The sequence below is a fragment of the Streptomyces lavendulae subsp. lavendulae genome (assembly GCF_002803845.1).
In the GTDB taxonomy this organism is placed as follows: domain Bacteria; phylum Actinomycetota; class Actinomycetes; order Streptomycetales; family Streptomycetaceae; genus Streptomyces; species Streptomyces lavendulae.
The window spans coordinates 5,533,423-5,555,788 of sequence record NZ_CP024985.1 but is presented as its reverse complement, the minus strand read 5'-3'; the positions used below and the strand labels follow the sequence as shown (position 1 = coordinate 5,555,788).

General features: G+C 71.9%; 19 protein-coding genes and 2 tRNA genes. 3 read left to right on the top strand and 18 right to left on the bottom strand.

The genetic code is table 11. The annotated features are described in order from the left end of the window. Positions 1-713: 713 nt before the first annotated feature. The 11 genes from SLAV_RS24625 to SLAV_RS41580 form a co-directional block, all read right to left on the bottom strand. Positions 714-1,559, bottom strand: coding sequence for a DegV family protein (locus tag SLAV_RS24625; RefSeq protein WP_030229682.1), 846 nt, complete (start codon positions 1,557-1,559; stop codon positions 714-716). A gap of 61 nt (positions 1,560-1,620) precedes the next feature. Continuing rightward, on the bottom strand, positions 1,621-2,340 hold the full coding sequence (locus tag SLAV_RS24620; protein WP_030229681.1) for a hypothetical protein: 720 nt from the start codon (positions 2,338-2,340) through the stop codon (positions 1,621-1,623). A gap of 121 nt (positions 2,341-2,461) precedes the next feature. Then, positions 2,462-5,335: a leucine--tRNA ligase gene (gene leuS / locus SLAV_RS24615; RefSeq protein ID WP_030229680.1), complete on the bottom strand. Its 2,874-nt coding sequence runs from the start codon at positions 5,333-5,335 to the stop codon at positions 2,462-2,464. A gap of 258 nt (positions 5,336-5,593) precedes the next feature. Further along, positions 5,594-5,666: transfer RNA gene (locus SLAV_RS24610), tRNA-Ala, on the bottom strand. Between the two features lie 146 nt (positions 5,667-5,812). Further along, complete coding sequence (locus SLAV_RS24605) at positions 5,813-6,046, bottom strand: hypothetical protein (RefSeq protein WP_030229679.1); 234 nt, start codon at positions 6,044-6,046, stop codon at positions 5,813-5,815. A gap of 144 nt (positions 6,047-6,190) precedes the next feature. Continuing rightward, positions 6,191-6,263 (bottom strand) — tRNA-Ala (locus tag SLAV_RS24600). Positions 6,264-6,376: 113 nt separating this feature from the next. Further along, the gene (locus SLAV_RS24595; protein ID WP_030229678.1) at positions 6,377-7,033 is read right to left on the bottom strand and encodes a histidine phosphatase family protein; all 657 of its coding nucleotides are present in this window, start codon (positions 7,031-7,033) and stop codon (positions 6,377-6,379) included. Next, positions 7,030-7,476, bottom strand: a complete 447-nt coding sequence (gene rsfS, locus SLAV_RS24590; protein ID WP_030008628.1) for a ribosome silencing factor — start codon at positions 7,474-7,476, stop codon at positions 7,030-7,032. The genes SLAV_RS24595 and rsfS overlap by 4 nt, the downstream gene beginning before the upstream one ends. A 141-nt stretch (positions 7,477-7,617) precedes the next feature. Next, a complete protein-coding gene (locus SLAV_RS24585; RefSeq protein ID WP_030229676.1) occupies positions 7,618-9,342 on the bottom strand; it encodes an LCP family protein in 1,725 nt (574 codons plus the stop codon). Positions 9,343-9,366: 24 nt separating this feature from the next. Then, on the bottom strand, positions 9,367-9,984 hold the full coding sequence (gene nadD / locus SLAV_RS24580) for a nicotinate-nucleotide adenylyltransferase (protein WP_030229675.1): 618 nt from the start codon (positions 9,982-9,984) through the stop codon (positions 9,367-9,369). Positions 9,985-10,046: 62 nt separating this feature from the next. Continuing rightward, entirely contained in the window at positions 10,047-10,214 is a 168-nt protein-coding gene (locus SLAV_RS41580) for a hypothetical protein (RefSeq protein ID WP_037687136.1), read from the bottom strand. Between the two features lie 139 nt (positions 10,215-10,353). On the opposite strand from SLAV_RS41580, the gene SLAV_RS24575 reads away from it, so the two are divergent. Further along, positions 10,354-11,457, top strand: a complete 1,104-nt coding sequence (locus tag SLAV_RS24575) for a M48 family metallopeptidase (RefSeq protein WP_030229673.1) — start codon at positions 10,354-10,356, stop codon at positions 11,455-11,457. Here SLAV_RS24575 and SLAV_RS24570 read toward each other — a convergent pair. The 7 genes from SLAV_RS24570 to SLAV_RS24540 form a co-directional block, all read right to left on the bottom strand. Continuing rightward, the gene (locus SLAV_RS24570; RefSeq protein WP_030229672.1) at positions 11,441-12,682 is read right to left on the bottom strand and encodes an SCO2583 family membrane protein; all 1,242 of its coding nucleotides are present in this window, start codon (positions 12,680-12,682) and stop codon (positions 11,441-11,443) included. The two genes, SLAV_RS24575 and SLAV_RS24570, sit on opposite strands and share 17 nt — an antisense overlap. Before the next feature lie 68 nt (positions 12,683-12,750). Next, entirely contained in the window at positions 12,751-13,290 is a 540-nt protein-coding gene (locus tag SLAV_RS24565; protein ID WP_037687134.1) for an SCO2584 family spore wall biosynthesis protein, read from the bottom strand. A 77-nt stretch (positions 13,291-13,367) separates the two neighbouring features. Then, on the bottom strand, positions 13,368-14,663 hold the full coding sequence (locus SLAV_RS24560) for a glutamate-5-semialdehyde dehydrogenase (RefSeq protein WP_030229669.1): 1,296 nt from the start codon (positions 14,661-14,663) through the stop codon (positions 13,368-13,370). A 287-nt stretch (positions 14,664-14,950) separates the two neighbouring features. Continuing rightward, on the bottom strand, positions 14,951-15,367 hold the full coding sequence (locus SLAV_RS24555) for a DUF8830 family protein (protein ID WP_051840799.1): 417 nt from the start codon (positions 15,365-15,367) through the stop codon (positions 14,951-14,953). An 81-nt stretch (positions 15,368-15,448) separates the two neighbouring features. After that, entirely contained in the window at positions 15,449-16,576 is a 1,128-nt protein-coding gene (gene proB / locus SLAV_RS24550) for a glutamate 5-kinase (protein ID WP_030229667.1), read from the bottom strand. Positions 16,577-16,654: 78 nt separating this feature from the next. Further along, positions 16,655-17,161 (bottom strand): GtrA family protein, encoded by a 507-nt coding sequence (locus SLAV_RS24545; RefSeq protein WP_078950294.1) that lies wholly within the window; start codon positions 17,159-17,161, stop codon positions 16,655-16,657. Continuing rightward, positions 17,158-18,141 (bottom strand): glycosyltransferase family 2 protein, encoded by a 984-nt coding sequence (locus SLAV_RS24540; RefSeq protein WP_037687132.1) that lies wholly within the window; start codon positions 18,139-18,141, stop codon positions 17,158-17,160. The genes SLAV_RS24545 and SLAV_RS24540 overlap by 4 nt, the downstream gene beginning before the upstream one ends. 157 nt (positions 18,142-18,298) lie before the next feature. On the opposite strand from SLAV_RS24540, the gene SLAV_RS24535 reads away from it, so the two are divergent. Both SLAV_RS24535 and SLAV_RS24530 read left to right on the top strand, forming a co-directional pair. Continuing rightward, positions 18,299-21,178, top strand: a complete 2,880-nt coding sequence (locus SLAV_RS24535; protein ID WP_030229664.1) for a bifunctional glycosyltransferase/CDP-glycerol:glycerophosphate glycerophosphotransferase — start codon at positions 18,299-18,301, stop codon at positions 21,176-21,178. Further along, complete coding sequence (locus SLAV_RS24530; protein ID WP_030229663.1) at positions 21,175-22,347, top strand: glycosyltransferase; 1,173 nt, start codon at positions 21,175-21,177, stop codon at positions 22,345-22,347. The genes SLAV_RS24535 and SLAV_RS24530 overlap by 4 nt, the downstream gene beginning before the upstream one ends. Positions 22,348-22,366 lie beyond the last annotated feature (19 nt).

The following is a 22,366-nucleotide window of genomic DNA, read 5'->3' as shown; positions in this document are numbered from 1 at the left end:
CGGCCGATCCGGCCCCTCCTGCCCCGCCACCTCGGGCCAGGCCCTGGGATAGGCGCCCAGCCACGGCTCCGCGTCCGGCGGCGGATCGGCCACCCGCCCCCGGGCCTCCACGCCGGACCCGCCCCCCGGAGGCGGCTCCAACCCCGGCTCCACCCCCAGCCGCAGCTCCGGCCCCCGGTCCAGCTCCGGATCCGGTTCCCGGTCCGGCTCCGGCTCCGGCTCCGGCTCCGGCTCCGGCTCCGGCTCCGGCTCCGGCAACACTCCGCCCCCGACCCCCGGCACCGACCCCCGCACCAGAGGCGGCTCCACCCCCCGCTCCACCCCAGTCCCCGGCCCCGGCCCCACCACCCCCGCGCCCCGCCCCGTCGTCGGCGGCGCGGCGCCCGCCAGTAAGGCCTGTGCCCGGCGCCGCACCACCGCGGGGTCCGGGCCGGGCCGCGACCGGACCCGGCGGCGGTCGCGGAACCGGCCGTCGGAGCCACGGCCCCGCCCGGGCTCCGCACCCGCACCACGAGCCCCGCCCGCACCGCCCCCGTCCCGCAGGGCAGCGGCGTCGTGACCGACCGCCACTTCAGAAGCCCCGGAAAGGCGCGGGGCACGCACACGAAGAGTCATGCCACGACGCTAGGCCCGATCCCCGATCCCCGTTCGGAAGCCCCAATTCCGGTGGACGGAGCGCCCGTTGTGGAAAACTCCGCCACCCGTTCCGGTGATCAGCGGGGCGACACGACCGCCGCCAGCAGCCCCGGCCCGGTGTGCGCGCCGATCACCGCGCCGACCTCGCTGACGTGCAGCTCGACCAGACCCGGGATCCGCTCGCGGAGCCGCTGGGCGAGCTTCTCGGCCCGCTCCGGGGCCGCGAGGTGGTGCACGGCGACGTCGACGCTGCGCGTCCCGGCCCGTTCCACCGCCAGCTCCTCCAGGCGCGCGATGGCCTTCGAGGCAGTCCGCACCTTCTCCAGCATCTCGATCCGCCCGCCGTCCAGCGTCAGCAGCGGCTTGACCGCCAGGGCCGACCCGAGGAGGGCCTGCGCGGCCCCGATCCGGCCGCCCCGGCGCAGGTAGTCGAGAGTGTCCACGTAGAAGTACGCCGCCATCTCCCCGGCCCGCTTCTCGGCCGCGGCCACGGCCTCGTCGACGGAACCTCCCGCGTCGGCCGCCTCCGCCGCGGCGAGGGCGCAGAAGCCGAGGGCCATCGCGACCATCCCGGTGTCGACGACGCGAACCGGGACGGGGGCCGTCTTGGCGGCGACCACGGCGGCGTCATAGGTGCCCGAGAACTCGGCGGACAGGTGCAGGCTCACGATCCCCGTCGCACCGGCCTCCGCGGCCGCCCGGTAGGCCCGGACGAACTCCTCGGGACCCGGACGGGAGGTGGTCACCGGCCGGCGCTTCTGGAGGGCCACGGCGAGGCTGCGGGCCGAGATCTCCGTACCCTCTTCGAGGGCCTCGTCCCCCAGGACCACGGTCAGGGGGACTGCGGTGATTCCGTGCCGCGCCATCGCCGGTGGGGGCAGATAGGCCGTGGAATCGGTGACGATCGCGACATGGCGGGACATGAGCCGGAGGTTACCGCCACAGCGGTGGATCCGGCAGCCCGGACCTCGCCCGCCCCTCCCTTCAGGTGGTGGCCTCCGGCCTGGGCGTCTTCTGCCAGGGGTGGTGCGCCGCCGGAGCGGACGGGTTCAGCGCGGCCGGGCGGGGCCCGGCGGCCGGAGCCCCGTCACCGGCGGCAGCCCCTCCGGTGGCCCCGGCGGCCTCCGCCGCGGCCGCGAGGTCGTCCACCGATTCCCGGGACCAGTCCCGCAGCGCCCCCGACTCCATCTCGATCTGCTCCGACAGGGCCGTGAGGTCGTCCTGCGCGAACCGGCGGGCCCGGTCCCGCGCGGCCCACCGCAGCGAGTCCGAGGCCTCCGTGATCTTCGCGGTGCGCTCGCGCAGCTCGGGCAGGCCGTCGGCGATCCGGCGCCGGTCCGGCTCCTGCTCCAGCCGCTTCAGCTCCTCGTCGAGCTCGTGGCCGTGCGCGCTCAGCCGCTCGAAGAGCCCGATCGACTCCTTCAGCGAGGCGTCCGTCTGCACCCCCTGGTACAGCGCCTGCTGCGTGGCCCGCATCGAGGTCCGCAGGTCCAGCCGCAACTGCGCCAGGGCCCCCGGGACCCCGACCTGACCGAGGCTCTTCGCCCTCAGGGCGGTGTCCTCGACGGTGCGGCGGGCCTGGGTGATCGTCCGGTCCACGCCGCGCTTCGCCGCGCCGACCACCTTCACGGCGGCCCACACGCCCAGCCCCAGAAAGGCGAACAGCACCAACAGGGCAAAGATGATCAAAGCGCCCGCCTCCATGAGGTTTCCTTCCTCCGCCGTCCGTCCCCTTCCACCGTAAACGCCACGGGCAGGTCGGGGGTTCCAAACGAACCCCCAACCTGCCCGTACGGGATCTCCCCCATGCCGGGGGTCACTCGGCTCAGATGACGATGTTCACCAGCTTCGGCGCACGCACGATCACCTTGCGGATCTCGGCGCCGCCCAGGGCCGCCACGACGCCCGCGTCCGTGACCGCCAGCTGCTCCAGGTCGGCGTCCGAGATGGCCGGCGGCACCTCCAGGCGCGCCTTGACCTTGCCCTTGACCTGCACCACGCAGGTGACGGTCTCGTCCACGACGTACGCCGGGTCCGCGACCGGGAAGTCCTGGTGGACCACCGAGTCGCTGTGGCCCAGCCGGTGCCACAGCTCCTCCGCGATGTGCGGCGCCAGCGGGGCGACCAGCAGCACCAGGCGCTCGGCGACCGAGCGCTCCAGCGGCCGGCCCGCCTTCGTCAGGGTGTTGTTCAGCTCGGTGATCTTGGCGATGGCGGTGTTGAACCGCAGGCCCGCCATGTCCCCGCCGACTCCGTCGATCGCCTTGTGCAGGGCGCGCAGGGTGTCCTCGCCCGGCTCGCCGTCCACGACGGTGACCGCGCCGCTCTCCTCGTCGACGACGTTGCGCCACAGGCGCTGCAGCAGCCGGTACTGGCCGACCACGGCGCGGGTGTCCCACGGACGCGAGACGTCCAGCGGCCCCATGGCCATCTCGTACAGGCGCAGGGTGTCCGCGCCGTACTCCTCGCAGATCTCGTCGGGCGTGACGGCGTTCTTCAGGGACTTGCCCATCTTGCCGTGCTCGCGCTTGACGGGCTCGCCCTTGTAGAAGTAGCCGCCGTCGCGCTCCTCGACCTCGGCCGCCGGCACGTACACGCCGCGCGCGTCCGTGTAGGCGTAGGCCTGGATCATGCCCTGGTTGAACAGCTTGTGGAACGGCTCGGCCGAGGAGACGTGGCCCAGGTCGAACAGGACCTTGGACCAGAACCGCGCGTACAGCAGGTGCAGCACCGCGTGCTCGGCACCGCCCACGTACAGGTCGACGCCACCGTGCGGCGCGCCCTCGCGCGGGCCCATCCAGTACTGCTCGATCTCCGGGTCCACCAGCGCCGAGGCGTTGTTCGGGTCCAGGTAGCGCAGCTCGTACCAGCAGGAGCCGGCCCAGTTCGGCATGGTGTTGGTCTCGCGGCGGTAGCGCCTGACGCCCGCGCCGTCGCCCAGGTCCAGGTCCACGTGGACCCACGCCTCGTTGCGCGACAGCGGGGTCTCCGGCTGGGACGCGGCGTCGTCGGGCTCGAAGGTGCGCGGCGAGTAGTCCTCGACCTCCGGCAGCTCCAGCGGCAGCATCGACTCGGGCAGCGGGTGCGCCACGCCGTCCTCGTCGTAGACGATCGGGAAGGGCTCGCCCCAGTAGCGCTGACGGCTGAACAGCCAGTCGCGCAGGCGGAAGTTGACGGTGCCCTCGCCGATGGCGCGCTCCGCCAGCCAGTCGGTGATCGCGGCCTTCGCCTCGACGACGCCCAGGCCGTCCAGGGAGATGCCCTCGCCGGCCGAGTTCACCAGCTTCGCGTCGTAGGAGACGAACGCCTCGTCCCACTCGGCCGGGTCGGTGCCCCGGCCGTCGGTGGGCTCGACGACGCAGCGGATCGGCAGCTCGAAGGCGCGGGCGAACTCGAAGTCGCGGGCGTCGTGCGCCGGAACGGCCATGATCGCGCCGGTGCCGTAGCCCATCAGCACGTAGTCGGCGATGAAGACCGGGACCTGCTCGCCGCTGACCGGGTTGGTCGCGTACGCGCCGGTGAAGACACCGGTCTTGTCCTTGGCGTCGGCCTGCCGCTCGACGTCGGACTTCGACGCCGCCTGCTTGCGGTACGCGTCCACGGCCGCGGCCGGGGTGGCGTGGCCGCCGGTCCACACGGGGTGGGTGCCCTCGGGCCAGGCCGCCGGGACGATCGAGGAGACCAGCTCGTGCTCGGGCGCCAGCACCATGTACGTCGCACCGAACAGCGTGTCGGGGCGGGTCGTGAACACGGTGATCGCGCCGGCGCCGCCGACGGAGAAGTCGACGCGCGCGCCCTCGCTGCGCCCGATCCAGTTGCGCTGCTGCAGCTTGATGGCCTCGGGCCAGTCCAGCGCGTCCAGGTCGTCCAGCAGGCGGTCCGCGTACGCGGTGATCCGCATGTTCCACTGGCTCAGCTTGGCCTTGAAGACCGGGAAGTTGCCGCGCTCGGACCGGCCGTCCGCGGTGACCTCCTCGTTGGCCAGTACGGTGCCCAGCCCCGGGCACCAGTTGACGGGCGCGTCGGAGGCGTAGGCCAGCCGGAAGCCGTTCAGGACGTCGGCGCGCTCGCCCGCGGTCAGCTCCGCCCAGGCGCGGCCGCCGGGGACCTCACGGGTGCCGTTCTGGAAGGCGGCGACCAGCTCGGAGATCGGCCGGGCCCGCTTCGCGTCGGTGTCGTAGTAGGAGTTGTAGATCTGCAGGAAGATCCACTGGGTCCACTTGTAGTACTCGGGGTCGATCGTCGCGAACGACCGGCGCTTGTCGTGGCCCAGGCCCAGCCGGCGCAGCTGGACCTTCATGTTCTCGATGTTCGCCTCGGTCGAGACCCGCGGGTGCGTGCCGGTCTGCACGGCGTACTGCTCGGCCGGCAGGCCGAAGGCGTCGAAGCCCAGGGTGTGCAGGACGTTGTGGCCGGACATCCGCTGGTGGCGCGCGAAGACGTCGGTGGCGATGTACCCGAGCGGGTGGCCGACGTGCAGGCCCGCACCGGACGGGTACGGGAACATGTCCATGATGAACTTCTTGGGGCGCGCGACGACCGCCGGGTCACCGGCCAGGTCGCCGGTCGGGTTCGGCGCCTCGTAGGTGCCCTCCGCGTCCCATACGTCCTGCCAGCGTGCCTCGATGTCGGCGGCCATGGCAGCCGTGTAGCGGTGCGCCTCGGCCGCCTCGGGGGCCGGGGTGTTCGTCTCGCTCATGATTTCTGAAGCTCCATCGATCGTCTCTGCCGTCTCTGCCCGCCCAAACGAAAAAACCCCTCGCACAGGAGGGGACGCCGCGCCGATGCCGACTCGCTCGAAGGGGTCGGTACTGATCAGCGCGGCTCGGTAAGCAGAAGGCGTACGGCACGCATGGCGTCAGGGTACCGCAGCGCCTCCCACGGGCGCTCTGCCGTTCCACGGGGCGGGCACAACGAGAAGCGGGCCACCCTATCCGGGTGGCCCGCTTCTTCACTGTGGAGCTAAGGAGAATTGAACTCCTGACCTCCTGCATGCCATGCAGGCGCTCTACCAACTGAGCTATAGCCCCTTGTCCTGCCTGCCGCCCGGCTTCCCGTTTCCGGTTCCCCTTGGCGACGTCCCAAACATTACACGGTCATGGCCCTGGTCCAAAAATCGGTTTCCGTGGAACCCGAGCCATGCCCGATTTGACCCGCATCATCCTGACTTACCGCGTCATGCGCGTGCGAACTGGTAGAACCGCTTCAGCGTGCAGTGCTCGTCGAGCAGCCGGCCGTAGATCGGCTCGCCCTCCAGCTCCCGGTACGTCTCGATCGGGTCGCCTTTTATGATCAGCGCCCGCGCGCATTCCTCGCACCAGTACTGGTAGTCGGGATTGACCGGGTCCATGTCCCGCACGATCGGCGTGCCGTTGTCGCACCAGTCGCACCGCCGCCGGTGTGCACCCATCCGTCAGCGACTCCCTCCCGCGTCGGGCCGTCGTGTCCCCCTCCGGCCGTCCGATTCTGCCATGCCCGTACCGGCCGGGTCAGCAAGCACAAAGGGAACAAACGCAAGGATCCCGCCCCCTGTTGGGGACGGGATCCTTCACTGTGGAGCTAAGGAGAATTGAACTCCTGACCTCCTGCATGCCATGCAGGCGCTCTACCAACTGAGCTATAGCCCCGCTCTCCGCTGCGCTTCCCCCGTTTCCGGTGTTCTTCGCTGCGAACAAGAAGAACTCTAGCCTGTGACCAGCCGGAAAGTGAAATCCGGGTCCGAGGCGCCCTGCGGCGGCCCTCAGTCGTCGTCGCCGAGGACCGGTTCCGGCAGCGTGCCGGCGTTGTGCTCCATCAGGCGCCAGCCGCGCGCGCCCTCGCCGAGGACGGACCAGCAGCAGTTGGAGAGCCCGCCGAGGCCCTCCCAGTAGTGCGCCTCCAGGCCCAGCAGCCGGCCGATCGTCGTACGGATGGTGCCGCCGTGGCTGACGACGACGAGCGTGCCGCCCTCCGGGAGTTGACCGGCGTGGCGCAGGACCACCGGGGCGGCGCGGTCGGCCACCTCGGTCTCCAGCTCGCCGCCGCCCCGGCGGACGGGCTCACCGCGCTTCCACGCGGCGTACTGCTCGCCGTACTTGCCGAGGATCTCCTCGTGGGTTAGCCCCTGCCATTCGCCGGCGTAGGTCTCGCGCAGCGCCTGGTCGTGCTCCACCGCCAAGCCCGTGACGGCGGCCAGCTCGGCCGCCGTGGCGGAGGCCCGGCGCAGGTCGGAGGCCACGATGGCGTCGGGCCGGAGGGAGGCGAGCAGCCGGGCGGCGCGGCGCGCCTGCGCCACACCGGTCTCGGTCAGCTCGATGTCCGTGGAGCCCTGGAAGCGGCGCTCCAGGTTCCACGAGGTCTGGCCGTGCCGCCAGAGGACGATCTTCCTGCCGGACTTGCCCGTTTCGGCCGTGCTCAGAACAGATCACCGTCCAGTTCGTCGTCGCCCGCCGCCTCGCGCAGCTTGGCGTGCTCCTCGGCCTTGCCGATGGTGAGCTTGGCGTCCTCGGGGAGCTCGATCTCGGGGCAGTCCTTCCACAGGCGCTCCAGCGCGTAGAAGACGCGCTCCTCGCTGTGCTGGACGTGCACGACGATGTCGACGTAGTCGAGCAGGATCCAGCGGGCGTCGCGGTCGCCTTCGCGGCGCACCGGCTTGGCGCCGAGCTCCTTGAGCAGCCGCTCCTCGATCTCGTCCACGATCGACTTGACCTGGCGGTCGTTGGGCGCGGAGGCGAGCAGGAAGGCATCGGTGATCGACAGCACGTCGCTGACGTCGTACGCGATGATGTCGTGCGCGAGCCGGTCGGCCGCGGCCTGGGCGGCGGCGGTGATGAGCTCGATGGAGCGGTCCGTGGCGGTCACTGGCCATGCTTTCGGGTTGGCGGGCAGATCCTTACAAGGGTCTCATGTACCGCCGACCCCGCCCGCGCGTCACGTTCCGCGCGGGCGGAGCCCCAGGTCAGGGCCGGGGCCGGGGTGGTGCCACGGCCGGGTCGGGCGGGCTCAGGACGGCTTGTAGTCCTTGCCCAGGGTCACCACGATGTCCGCGTTCACCACGTTCTCGGCCTTCTTCACGGACGTCTCCGCCAGTCCCAGCGTCTTGGCGACGCCGACGGCCCGGTCCCGCTGCGCGTCGTCCTGGTAGGTGACCTGCGAGGCGGGCGCCGTCCGGTCGGCCTTGCCGCCGTCCACGAAGGCGTAGCCGCCGTTGAGCAGCGCCGCCTTGGCCGCGGTCTGCGCCTTCTCGTCGCCGGTGGCGTCCTTGAGGCCCACCCGTGGGACGGCGCCGGGCTGGGCGGCCGTGAAGGAGCCGCCGAGGAGCTCCTTGACGACCCGCTTGCCGGCGTCCTCCGTGAGGCCGCCGTCCGGCTTCACCGAGAGCACCTCGGTGCGGTAGGCGCCCTCCTTGGCGTGCTCGCCGATGCGCGACAGCAGGGCGCCGAGGCTCTGCGCGTCCAGGCCCGGGTCCAGGATCTGGCCCATGCTCTCGACGGTCGTGGCCGCCGCCTTCGGATCGCCGGGGACCTTCCGCAGGACGGCGTAGAGCACCTTGCCGGTGCGCTCCAGCTGCTTGGCCTCCGGCTCGCCCTGGGCCCGGTGGGTGGCGTACGCGACGGCCATCGCGCCGGTCAGGGACTGTTTGGGGCCCTGGCCCACGGCGGGGGCCTTGGCCTGGTCGTCGGCCGGGACCGCCGTGTCCGTGTCCACCTCGATGCCGCCGACCAGGTCGACGAGGCGCTCCAGGAAGGGGGTGTCCAGGCGCCAGGTGCCGCCGATGTGGGTGCCGAGCACGGTGTCGAGGGCCTCGCGGGTACCGAGGCTGCCGTCCTCGACCGACTTGCCGAGGGAGGTTCCGGTGCCGTCCTCCTTGGCGACGCCGAGGGTGTTGGGGAGCAGGACGGTGGCGCCCTGCTTGGCGGTGACGTTGTCCACGAGGAGCATCGTCGAGCTGCCGCCCCGCTTGGTGTTGCGCAGGTGGACGACGATCATGTCGCGCTTCTGCGCCCCGGTGGCGGCCGCGGCGGCCTTCTTCTGCCCGGGGCCGTCGAGGAAGGGCAGCTTGCCCGCGTACCAGAGGTAGCCGAGGCCGCCGACGACGAAGAGGGCCAGCACGACGATCAGCGCGGCCACCCGGTTGCGGCCGCGGCGGCGGGCCTCCTCGCGCCGTTCGGTCCGGCTCTCGGTGAAGGCGAGCCAGTCGATGACGTCCTCGGACTCCTCGTCCTGCTGGTCGATGAACGCGAACTGCTCGGTGCGGTAGCCCGGGTCCGGCTCCGGGTCAGCGGCGGCCTCCCGGCGCGGCGCGGGCACGGGCTGCGGCGCGGGCACAGGCTGCGGCTCGGGCCGCGCCTCCGGCTGCCCTGGGGCCTGCGCGACCTGCGGGGCCTGCGCGGCCTGCGGAGCGGCCGGTGCGGCGTGCTGCTGCGGGATCCACTGCCGGTCCTGCCGGGTGTCGTACCCGTGGGCAGGGTCCCGGTGCTGGTCCGCCGGCGCGTAGTACTGCTGCTGCCCCGGCACCCCCTGGTCGTACGACTGCCCGTACGCGGGGTCGTACGTCTGCCCGTACGCCTGGTCGTACTGCTGCTCGTACGGCTGCTCGTACTGGGGCGGGGCGGGCTGGACGGACTGCGCGGGGACCTGGCCGTAGACCGGTCTGCCGTACGGGTCGTATCCGATGAGCTGCTGCCGGCCGGCGTACGGGTCGTACGGCTCCTGTGGGTCGTTCACCGCGGGGCCCCTCTCTCCGGAAGCTCAGGCTCCCCGGTACAGCTCACGCTTGTCGATGTAGCGCACCACGCCGTCCGGCACCAGGTACCAGACGGGGTCGCCCTGCGCGACGCGCGCGCGGCAGTCGGTGGAGGAGATCGCCAGCGCCGGTACCTCGACCAGCGAGACCCCGCCCTCGGGCAGGCCGTCGTCGGTGAGCACGTGCCCGGGCCGGGTCACTCCGATGAAGTGCGCGAGGGAGAACAGCTCGTCGGCGTTGCGCCAGGTCAGGATCTGCGCGAGGGCGTCGGCGCCGGTGATGAAGAAGAGGTCGGCATCGGCGTTGAGCGCGCTCAGGTCCCGCAGGGTGTCGATCGTGTACGTCGGACCGCCGCGGTCGATGTCGATGCGGCTCACCGAGAACTGCGGGTTCGAGGCCGTCGCGATGACCGTCATCAGGTAGCGGTCCTCCGCGGGGGACACGGCCCGCTGCGACTTCTGCCAGGGCTCGCCCGTCGGCACGAAGACCACCTCGTCGAGGTGGAAAAGGGCGGCCACTTCACTGGCGGCCACCAGGTGTCCGTGGTGGATCGGGTCGAACGTCCCGCCCATGACGCCGAGCCGGCGCTTGACCGGGCCCGTAGGCACTTCCTGCTCTCCCATGAGCGCAGAGCCTACTGGCCCGGTGGCACGTCCACGGCGGCCGGACCGGAACCGAGCCGGGTCTAGCGGTCGCGGTTGAGGCGGGTGGTCACCCACAGCATCAGCAGCAGGATGCAGAAGGCGCCGCCGCCGGTCAGGTAGGGGCTCAGGCTGTCGTGGTTGCCGCCGTGCTGCTCGCCGCCCTCCGCAGCGAGAACGACCAGGTTGTGGGCGGTGGTGGAGAGGCTCATCAGGCAGGTACCTATCGAGTCGGGAGCGGGCGGAGACTTCGCTCACATCGTATGCGGGGCCCCGGGGCACCCTCACGCCGACTCAGGCGTTGGAGAGGATGGACGTGAGGCGACGGAGCCGATCGAGGGGGAGAGCGCTATGACGGACATCGGATTCGACAAGGGACCGGCACGCAACCGCAGGAGGTTCCCGGGCATTTCCTCGCGGGCGTACGAGCACCCCGCGGACCGCTCGGCCCTGGTCGCGCTGCGCAAGCTGAGCGGTTTCGACACGGTGTTCAAGGCCCTGAGCGGACTCCTCCCGGAGCGCAGCCTGCGGCTGCTGTTCCTGTCGGACTCGGTGCGCGTGGGCGAGACCCAGTTCCCCCACCTGCACGAGATGCTGCGCGACGCCTGTTACATCCTGGACCTGGAGCAGGTCCCGCTGATGTACGTGCAGCAGGACCCGCGGCCCAACGCCATGTGCATCGGGCTGGACGAGCCGATCATCGTCGTGACGACGGCGCTCGTGGAACTGCTCGACGAGGAGGAGATGCGGGCGGTGATCGGCCACGAGGTGGGCCACGCGCTGTCCGGGCACGCCGTGTACCGCACGGTCCTGCTGTTCCTGACGAACCTGGCCCTGAAGGTGGCGTGGATCCCGCTCGGAACGGTCGCGATCTCGGCGATCGTGACCGCGCTGCGGGAGTGGTTCCGCAAGTCGGAGCTGTCGGCGGACCGGGCCGGGCTGCTGGTGGGACAGGACCTCAACGCCTCGATGCGGGGCCTGATGAAGCTCGCCGGCGGCAACCACCTGCACGAGATGAACGTGGACGCCTTCCTCGCCCAGGCGGAGGAGTACGAGGCGGGCGGGGACCTGCGCGACTCCGTCCTGAAGATCCTCAACATGCTGCCCCGGACGCACCCCTTCACCACGGTCCGGGCGGCCGAGCTGAAGAAGTGGTCCCAGAACCGGGACTACCAGCGGATCATGGACGGCCACTACCCGCGGCGCGAGGAGGACAAGGACACCTCGGTGACCGACTCCTTCCGCCAGTCCGCCTCCCACTACGCGGACTCCGTGCGCGGCAGCAAGGATCCGCTGATGAAGCTGGTCGGCGACATAGCGGGCGGTGCGGGCGACCTCGGCGGCAAGCTGCGCGACCGGTTCACCGGGGCCGCGGGGGGCGGCGGGTCCGCCGGGTCCGGCCGCTCCGAGGGCAAGGACGCCAAGGGCTCGGGCGGGGCTACCGACCAGGGCTGACCGAGGCCGCCTCCCCCGGCGGCGCCGGGTCCCGGGTCTCCGGTACGGGGCGCAACACGGCCGGGCCCGCCGGATCCTGGGCCGCCGGATCCTGGGGCGCCGGGGCCGGGTCGGCCGTGGGGTGGGCCATGACGCCGCAGAGGCCGGCGGTGCGCCTGGGGTGGCCGCTGGCGTACGGGTCGCTCGCGGGCGGGCCGACGGTGGTGGGACCGGCTCCGGCCGGCAGCGGGCGGAAGCCCTCCGCGGGCTCGGTGGCGCAGTCCTGGGGCCCGGCCATCACGTACGCCGACACCAGCTCGGTCCGGCCGGTCGTGAGGTCCTCCCGGTCGAAGCGCATCCGCAGCTCGCGGCGGACGGTGAACAGCGAGGCCCCGTCGGCGGCGGTCGGCGGGCCGGTGGCCGGGCGGACGGCGTACACGAAGGTGTGGTCGCTGGTGACCTCCAGCACCTCCGGGCTCGACTCCTCGTAGGCGAGGGTGCCGCTGACCCGGACGCGGGAGTCGGCCACGACGGCCGTGTGCGGTTCGAAGCGGACCAGCCAGCCGGTGATCGCGTGCCGGCCGTCGCCGGAGGGCGAGGCCATGCTCTCGTCGAACTGCGCGAGCTGGCCGGGGTCCAGCAGGACCCGCACCGGCCGGGAGGCGTTGCCGGCGAGCACGTCGGGGTCGAGCGAGGACTGCACCAGGTAGTCCTTGGCGATGGACAGCGCGGCGACGACCTGGCTCTCGGTGAAGTGCTGGGTGCGGCGCGCGGCCGGCATGGTGATCCCGGCCGCCCCGACCCGGTACTCGGCCGCGGGGCTGTCGGCGTAGAGGTCCGCGGGCCGGCCCCCCGGTACGGCGGCGGTCGGCGCCAGGGGGACGACGGTGCTGCTCAGCGGCTCGGTGCTGCCGCCCGCCGGGGGCACGTAGGGATTGCGCAGGCCCATGTAGACGGCGACCGCGAAGGCCGTGGCGATGAGCAGCACGAGCAGCATGCCCTGCCGGGCGCCACGGCCCGGGGTGCCGTTGCCGTGCCGGGGGCCGGCTCCGGACCAGATGGACCGGCTGCGGACGGCCCGGGCGTGCTCGCCCATGCGTTCCCGGGCGGAGAACTCCTGGAGCCGGGCAGCGCGGACGAAGTCCTCGTCGAACACCACCGACCGGTACTCGTCCGGGTGCAGCTCGTCGTCACCCCCGCCGATGCCCTCCGGGGTGCCGCCTGGTGGATCTCCTGGAACGGCCATCGCTTCTCCCCGCTGTCCCCGCTTCAGAGAAGCCCCCAGCTCCGGAACGGGCGAGTGGGGTCGTACCTTCAGGGTTGGCGGCCGACGGGGTACGTAAACGCGCCGACCCCGGTGACTTCCCCGAGCGGCGTACTGGCGGGCGCGGGTGCGGGGTCGGCCTCGCCGGCGGCACTGCGGTAGACGGCGCTGAAGGCCAGGGCGACCATGCCGAGCCCCATCACGACGGCGAGCACCCAGGCGACCGGGCGCAGCCAGGGCGAGCGGCCGCGGTAGGGGCGCAGGCTTCCGCCGTAGGCCCCGTACGGGCCTTCCGCGTAGCCGTAGCCGTAGTGGCCGGGCTCCCATCCGGGGTCGTCGATCCCGTACCCGTCGGGATGGCCGTAGTCGTCCTCGCCGGCCCAGCCTCCGGCGACGCGGGCGGCCTCCGCGTCGGCGCGCGCCCGGTCGGCGGCGAGCTGGCGCTCGGCCGCGCTCGGTTCATGGATCTCGGCGTTCCGGACGAAGGCCTCGTCGAACACCACGGAGGCGAATTCCTGATCCGCGCCTCCGCGGTCGTCGTCGGGCTCCCCGTCGTCCGGGAACGGCTTGCCCCCCACGTCGTCCGGCACGGGACCAGCGTAGACCTGGGGGGCTGCTTTGGGCAGGGTGTAAGCCGGAATCCGGCCACACCGCGTTCGGGTGCCGGTTACCGGACGTGACCGTCGCCGGTGACGATGTACTTGGTGGAGGTGAGCTCCGGGAGGCCCATCGGGCCCCGGGCGTGCAGCTTCTGGGTGGAGATGCCGATCTCGGCGCCGAAGCCGAACTGACCACCGTCGGTGAAGCGGGTGGAGGCGTTCACGGCGACCGTGGTGGAGTCGACCAGCTGGGTGAAGCGGCGGGCGGCGGCCTGCGAGGTGGTGACGATCGCCTCGGTGTGGCCGGAGGTCCAGCGGCGGATGTGGGCGACGGCGTCGTCGAGGGAGTCCACGACGGCGGCGGCGATGTCGTAGGACAGGTACTCGGCGGCCCAGTCCTCGTCGGTCGCGGGGAGGGCGGTGACCTTGGACTCCTCGGCGTACGAGAGCACCTCGGCATCTCCGTGCACGGTCACCCCGGCGTCCGCGAGGGCGTCCAGCGCGAGCGGGAGGAAGGCCGCGGCGATGTCGCGGTGCACGAGGAGGGTCTCGGCGGAGTTGCAGACGGAGGGCCGCTGGGCCTTGGAGTTGACGAGGATGTCCACGGCCATGGCGAGGTCGGCCTGGGCGTCGACGTAGACGTGGCAGTTTCCGGTACCGGTCTCGATGACCGGAACGGTGGACTCCTCGACGACGGTCTTGATGAGGGAGGCGCCGCCGCGCGGGATGAGCACGTCGACCAGGCCGCGGGCGCGCATCAGCTCGCGGACGGAGTCGCGGGACTCGCCGGGGACCAGCTGGATCGCGTCGGCGGGCAGGCCCGCGCTCTCGATCGCGTCGCGGAGGATGCCGACGAGGGCCACGTTGGAGGCGTAGGCGGAGGAACTGCCGCGCAGGAGCACGGCGTTGCCGGACTTGAGGCAGAGGGCGGCGGCGTCGACGGTGACGTTGGGGCGGGCCTCGTAGATGATGCCGACGACGCCGAGGGGAACGCGGATCTGGCGGAGGTCGATGCCGTTGGGGAGGGTCGAGCCGCGGACGACCTCGCCGACGGGGTCGGGGAGGGCCGCGACGTCGCGGACGTCGGAGGCGATCGCGGCGACGCGCTCGGGGGTGAGGGTGAGGCGGTCGATGACGGTCTCGCTGGTGCCGGCGGCGCGGGCCTTGTCGGTGTCGACGGCGTTGGCGGTGACGATCTCGGCCGTACGGGCCTCCAGCGCGTCCGCGATCGCCAGCAGGGCCGCGTCCTTGGCGGACCGCGGGAGTGGGGCGATCGCCGCGGCGGCGGTGCGGGCCGCTCGCGCGGTGGCGAGGACGGGGGAGGCGGTGGTCGCGGTGGCGGTGGCGTCGTCGAGCGAGGTCATGCGGCCAGGGTAGTCCCCGGGCGGGGGCGCGCGGCCGCGGTTCCATCCCCCGAGACGGGTCGCCCTGGCGGGCGTGGTGTGCCGGGGCGGGGCCGCTGCCCGTGGCCGGTGCCCGGCCGTCGCGTGCGGGTACGTGCCGCTGCGCGGTGCTGTCCCCTACCCGCCCTTCCTCCGTTCCCCGGGCTCCGCCCGGACCCCTTCGGGGGCTCCGCTCCCGGACGCCCGCGCCTCAAACGCCGGCGGGGCTGGAAGATCCAGCGGTAGCGCCCCCGAAGGGGTCGGGGTGGTCAGTACGGGTGGACGCCCACCGGATGGGCCGGGGGCGGGCCGTAGCCCTCTGCCACGCGTTGGTGGTAGGTGGCGCGGTCGATGACCTCCAGGCCGACGATCTCCCACGGCGGCAGCTGCGCCGTCGAGCGGTGTTCGCCCCAGAGCCGCAGCGCGACGGCGGCCGCGTCGTGGAGGTCGCGGGCCTCCTCCCAGTACCGGATCTCCGCGTGGTCGTCGGCGTACCGGCTGGTCAGCAGGAAGGGGTGGTCGTGCGCGAGCTGCTCCAGCCCGCGCCGGACCTCGGACAGCGGCGCCGGCTTGCCGGAGACGCTCAGGGTGATGTGCCACAGGCGGGAGGCGTCCGCGGCCGCGTCCCCGTCCCCGCCTTCGTGCCGGTCCCCCGTGCCGACGCTGGTCAGCGCTCGTCTCACCAGCCGCCTCCTGTCTGCGCTACGCGTGTCCGCCCCTCACAGTTGACCAGTCCCCGGCCCTCCGCGCGGCGGTTTTGCCGAACCTCAGCCCTGCAGCAGGACCAGATCGTCGCGGTGGACGACCTCCCGTTCGTACGCCGGTCCGAGCTCGCGGGCGAGGTCCCGAGTGGACCGGCCGAGCAGCTGCGGAAGTTCCTTCGCGTCGAAGTTGACGAGCCCGCGGGCGACGGCGCGGCCGTCGGCGGAGCGCAGTTCGACGGGGTCCCCGGCGACGAAGTCGCCCTCGACGGCCGCGATCCCGGCGGCCAGCAGCGAGCTGCCCCGTTCGGTGACGGCCCGCACGGCGCCGTCGTCCAGGACGAGGTGCCCCTGCGGGGTCGACGCGTGCTGGAGCCACAGCAGCCGGTCGGCGGAGCGGCGGCCGGTGGCGTGGAAGTGGGTGCCGGTCGGGCGTCCGGTCAGGGCGTCGGCGGCCTGGCTGGCGGAGGTGAGGACGACGGGAATCCCGGCGGCGGCGGCGATCCGGGCGGCCTCGACCTTGGTGACCATGCCGCCGGTGCCGACGCCGGCCTTGCCCGCGCTGCCGATGGAGACGTGCGCGATGTCCTCGGGGCCGTGCACCTCGTCGATGCGGGTGGTCCCGGGCAGGGAGGGGTCCCCGTCGTAGAGGCCGTCGACGTCGGAGAGGAGGACCAGGAGGTCGGCGCGTACGAGGTGGGCCACCAGGGCCGCCAGCCGGTCGTTGTCGCCGAAGCGGATCTCGTCCGTGGCGACGGTGTCGTTCTCGTTGACGACGGGCAGGGCGCCCATGGCCAGCAGCTGGTCCAGGGTCCGGTAGGCGTTGCGGTAGTGGGCGCGCCGGCTGGTGTCGTCGGTGGTGAGCAGGACCTGGCCGACGCGGATGCCGTAGCGGGCGAAGGAGGCGGTGTACCGGGCGACGAGGAGGCCCTGGCCGACGCTGGCGGCGGCCTGCTGGCGGGCGAGGTCCTTGGGGCGGCGGGCCAGGCCGAGTGGGGAGAGTCCGGCGGCGATGGCGCCGGAGGAGACCAGGACGATCTCCTTCTCCCCGCCGCTGCGGGCCTTGGCGAGTACGTCGACCAGCGCGTCCACCCGGTCGGCGTCGAGTCCGCCCGCCGCGGTGGTCAGGGAGGAGGAGCCGACCTTGACCACGATCCTGCGGGCGTCCACGACACCTTGCCTAGCCGTTGACACGTCTTTCCCCTCACCAACCGACCGATCCGTTCGACCGGCCCAATCTACGGGGTGGCGCGGCGGGGGCGCCCGCCGGTTTCAGACCGTGGACGAGGACCGCTCGGGCTCGGCTCCGGTCCGCCCCCCGTCCCCCGCGCCCGCGGCGGTCCCCGGGATGAGGATCTTGCGCGAGAGCAGGAAGGTGAACGGGATGGCCACGACGGCCGCGACCAGCGGCGCGATGCGGGTGTCCATCCCGGCCCAGGTGACGAGGGCGTAGAGGCCGACGGACTGGATCACGTAGTTCGTGACGTTGGTCAGCGGGAAGAGCAGGAACTTCTTCCAGGTGGGCCGGGTGCGGTAGGTGAAGTAGGTGTTCATGAAGAACGACCCGATCATCGACAGCACGAAGGCCAGCGTGTACGCCGCGAAGTACGGCATCCACGGGTGCAGCAGCAGGTAGAGCGCGAAGAAGGTGCCGGTGTTGACCCCGCCCACGAGGGCGAAGCGGAAGATCTGTCCGAGCTGTTCCCGGCGGCCGCGCGGCGGCGTGGCGGGGGACCCGGGCGAGGATGCGGAGGCGGACGCGGGCGGGGTGGGGGTCATCGGCTGCTGCGCTCCACGATCACGGCTTCGGAGGCCTCGGGCATCCGCTCGGTGGTCACGCCGTGGGCTTCCTTGACGAGGAAGTGCGGGCGGCGCTTGGTCTCGTAGTAGATGCGGCCGATGTACTCGCCGATCAGTCCCAGCATGATCATCTGAACGCCGCCGATACCGGCGATCATCGCGACGAGGGTGACGTAACCCGGCGAGTCGATGCCGTTCGTGATCGCCATCGCGGTGATCCACAGCGCGTACAGGACGGTCAGCCCGACCAGCGACACGCCCAGCCAGATCCCGATGCGCAGGGGCCGGTTGTTGAAGGAGATCAGCCCGTCCATGCCGTAGTTCAGCAGGGAGCCGAACTTCCACTTGGTCTCGCCGGCCTCGCGCTGGGCGTTCTGGTAGTCGAAGTGGACGGTGTCGAAGCCGATCCACGAGAAGAGGCCCTTGGAGAAGCGGTTGTACTCCGGGAGCGCCAGCAGGGCGTCGACGGCCGGGCGGGAGAGCAGCCGGAAGTCGCCGACCCCGTCGGTGAGCTCCACGTCGACCCAGCGGTTGACCCCGCGGTAGTAGAGGCGGCTGAGCGCCGAGCGGACCTTCTTGTCGCCCTCGCGGGTGCGCCGGGCGATGACCTGGTCGTGGCCCTGCCGGTAGTGCTCCAGCATGGTGGCGATCAGCTCCGGCGGGTGCTGGAGGTCGGCGTCCATGATGACCACCGCGTCGCCCGTGGCCTCCTTCAGCCCGGCGAGCATGCCCGCCTCCTTGCCGAAGTTCCGGCTGAAGGACACGTACCGGGTCTGCTCCCCGTACGCCGCGGCGATCGTGCGGAGCTTTCCGAGGGTCCCGTCACGACTGCCGTCGTCGACGTAGCAGACCTCGTACTCCACGGGCAGGGCGTCCAGGACCCTGCGGATCTCTGCGTCGAAGCTGTCGATCACGGCTTCTTCGTTGTAGCAAGGGACAACTACGGACAGCTTGGTCATGGACACTTCCTGCTGGCTCCGAACGGGTGATTGTCGGCGACCGGACCCGCCACTCACCTCTCCTTAGAAGTATGCACGCCGGACGTCGGCCTGCCCGAGTCGCGTGCGGCACACGGTAGCTTTGACTGGATAAGCGGAATGGAACGAAGGGATCGAGGTGCACGTGCCTGACGTCTCCGTGGTCGTCATCGTCTACAACGACGCAGAGCGTCTGCCGACAGCCGTCCAGTCGGTTTTGGACCAGACCCTGCGCGGGGTCGAAGTCGTGATCGTGGACGACTGCAGCAAGGACCGGTCGTACGAGGTCGCCCAGGAGCTGGCGGCGGCGCATCCGGAGCGGGTGCGCGCCTTCAGGCTGCCCGAGAACAGCGGCGGGTGCGGCGCGCCCCGCAACCACGGGATCCGGCAGACCGCCGGCCGGTACGTCATGTTCCTGGACAGCGACGACGTACTGGAACGCAACGCCTGCCGGAACATGCTGGCCGCGGCCGAGCGCACCGGGGCCGACCTGGTCTCGGGCATGTGCGTGCGCGTGCACCTCGACAACCGCTGGAACAAGACCACCGAGTGGTACCCGTGGATCTACGCGCGCACCCGCACGCTGGACTCCATCACCGAGTACCCGGACCTGCTGGTCTACGACACCCTCTCCACGAACAAGTGCTACCGGCGCGAGTTCCTGCTGGAGCAGGGCCTGGAGTTCCCGGTCGGCATCCACTACGAGGACCTGCTGTTCTCGGCGCAGGCGTACGTCGCCGCGCGCCGCATCACGCTGATCCCCAACCACGTGTACTTCTGGAACGTGGTCGAGAAGGCCTCCGCGCTGTCGATCAGCAACCGGCGCCACGAGATCGCGAACTTCGTCCACCGGATGGAGATCCACCGCCGCGTCGACGAGCTGCTGGCCGCCAAGGGGCACACGGCCATCAAGTCCGCGAAGGACGCCAAGTTCCTCAAGCACGACCTGGTGCTCCACCTGCGCGACCTGCCCCTGCTGGGCGACGCGTACCGCCAGGAGTTCGCCCGGCTCGCCAACGGCTACCTGGCGGGCATCGACCCGGCCGCGTACGAGAACGTCACGCACCTCCAGGCCATCTGCGCCTACCTGCTGGGCAAGGAGGACTGGGACAACCTCCTGCCGGCCGCCGACGCGATGACCAACAAGGGCCGGCTGTGCTCCCCGCTCGCCGAGCGCGACGGCCGCGTCTACTGGTGCGCACGGCACATCGACGACCCGGCCGACGACGAGGGCCGCCGCATACTGGACGTCACCGACCAGGGCTACCACACCGCCCCGCTGTCCTCGCTGGCCCTGGGCAACCGGCTGACCTCGTACGAGGACGACGGCCGCGGCACCGTCACCCTCGCGGGCCGGATCGTGAACCCGCTGGGCCGGATCAAGGCCGAGACTCCGCTGAAGGCCACCCTGGAGTTCCGGGCCCGGCGCCAGATCGGGGTGCGCTCGTTCACGTTCCCCGTGACGACCGTGCGCCACGCCGGTGACACGATCGAGTGGAGCACCACGGCCGACGTGGCCTCGACGGTCCGTCCGCTCGGCATCATCGACGCCGTCTGGGACGTCCGGCTGAAGCTGACGGCCGGCGGCGACCGGATGACCACGCGCGTCTCGGTCGGCGGCGTCGACCTGGAGTCCGCGGCCCGGCTGCGGGTCCGTCCGCGCCTGACCCGGCTGGTCTCCGACCGCTTCGAGCCGGAGATGACCAAGAAGGGCAACCTCTCCTACGTCCTGACCGCCGAGGGCCGCGCCGCCGTCCGCACCCAGGCGCTGCTCAACAACGCCATGCACGGCAAGGCCGCCGGCGTCGTCAAGCGCAGCCTGCGCCGGGCCCTGAAGGCCCGCCGCAACCTCGGTTCGGGCGAGCAGAAGGTCAAGCTCTACCACGAGGTCTTCTCGAAGCTGCCGGTCAAGAAGGGCACCGTCGTCTTCGAGAGCCACATGGGCAAGCAGTACAGCGACAGCCCGAAGGCGATCTACGAGGAGATGGTGCGCCAGGGCGCGCCCTTCGAGGCGATCTGGTCCTACGCGGGCGGCAAGCCCACCGGCTTCCCCAAGGAGGCCACCCTGGTGCGGCGCTGGAGCTGGCCGTACCTGCGGGCGCTGGCCCAGGCCGAGTACTGGGTCGACAACCAGGGCTTCCCGCTGGCCCTGGCCAAGCGCCCCGGGACCACGTACATCCAGACCTGGCACGGCTCCGCGCTCAAGCGGATGGGCTTCCACGAGCCCCGCACCAAGGCGCAGGGCAAGGCCGGTCAGGACCGCTTCCAGGCGGCCGTCGACCGTTTCGACCACTTCCTGATCCGCTCCGAGCACGACGTCCGCACCCTGGCCAAGGGCTTCCGGCTGCGCGACGAGGTGCTGCTGCGCACCGGCTACCCGCGCAACGACGCCCTGGTCGAGGCGCACCGCGCCGAGGTGCAGAGCGGGGAGCGGGTGCGCGGGCCGCTCGCCGCCGAGCTGGGCATCGACCCGGACAAGAAGGTGCTGCTGTACGCGCCGACGTTCCGGGCGAACGCGGACGGCACGGTGGAGGGCTTCGAGTTCCCCTTCGACGTGGAGGAGTTCGCGGACCGGCTAGGTGACCGCTTCACCCTGCTGGTGCGCACCCACTACCTCAACAGCGTCTCGCTGCCGCCGTCGGTGGCGGGCCGCGTCGTGGACGTGTCCCGGTACCACGACATCACCCCGCTGCTGGCGCTCGCCGACGGGCTGATCACGGACTACTCCTCCGTGATGTTCGACTACGCGGTGCTGGACCGGCCGATGCTGTTCTTCGCGTACGACTACGAGAAGTACGCGACGGACATCCGCGGCACCTACTTCGACCTCAAGGAGAAGGCGCCGGGCCCCGTGGTGGCCACGGCCGACGAGCTGATGCAGGCCGTCGGCGCCTTCGACGAGGCGGACGCCAAGTACGCGGAGGCCCGCCAGCGCTTCCTCAGCGAGTTCGGCGAGTACGACCGCGGGGACGCCGCCCGTCAGATCGTCGAGAAGTTCTTCACCAGGAGCGGCAAGTGAGCCAGCAGACCGCCACCGAGGGCGGCCGCGACGTCTTCCTCGTCTCCAACAGCGTGGACGAGCTCGGCGGTGTGACCACGTGGTCCCACCAGATGGCCCGGCTGCTGAGCGGGCGCGGCCACCGCGTGCACGTCGTCGGCATCGCGCCGGTCGCCGAGGAGATCCGGCAGAAGCTGCCCGCCGACCTCCCGTACGAGATGACGACGCTCTACGCCACCCACCCGCCCAAGGCCCGCCGGCTGCACGGCGTCAAGGGCCGCCTCAACGCCCCCGAACGGCGCCGCCAGGCGTCCCGGCGGGCGCAGATGCGGGCCAAGGCGGACGTGCTGACCGGGATGTTCCGGGCGGCGGCGCCGGGCGCCGTGGTGATCGTCACACAGGTCTGGGCGATGGAGTGGGTGTCCCTCGCCGACACCAAGGGGCTCTCGGTCATCGGCATGAGCCACGAGTCGTTCGAGGCCAGCAACAAGTCGACCCGGGGCGAGCGGGTGCGCCGCTTCTACTCCGAGGCCGACCGCCTCCTGGTGCTCACCCCCGAGGACGCGGACCTGTGGATCCGGGCGGGCATGGAGAACGTCGACAGCATGCCGAACCCGCTGCCGTTCATGCCCGACGAGCCCGCTCCGCGGACGGCGAAGGTGGTCGCGAGCGTCGGCCGCCTCTCCTTCGAGAAGGGCATGGACCTGCTGCTCGACGCGTGGGCGGACGCCGTGCCGCGCCACCCCGACTGGACCCTGCGGATCTACGGGGCGGGCTCGGAGGAGGCCACCTTGCGCAGGCACTGCACCGAGCTGGGGCTGGACGAGTCGGTGGAGTGGATGGGCAGCACCAGCGACGTGCTGGGCGCCCTGCGCGAGGCCTCCGTCTTCGCCCAGGCCTCCCGTGCGGAGGGGTTCCCGATCACCCTGCTGGAGGCCATGGCGGCGGGGCTGCCCGCGGCCGCGTTCGACTGCGCGCCGGGCGTCCGGGAGATCGTGCGGGACGGTGAGGACGGGCTGCTGGCCCGTCTCGGCAACACCATGGAGCTGGCCGCGCACCTGGACGCGCTGATGACGGACGGCGCCCTGCGCGACCGGCTCGGCGACGCGGGCTTCCGGCACGTGCGGCGCTACTCCAGCGAGGAGATCACCGACCGGTGGGAAGAGCTCTTCGCGTTCCTGGAGCGCTGATCCGCCCGGTCCGCCCGGT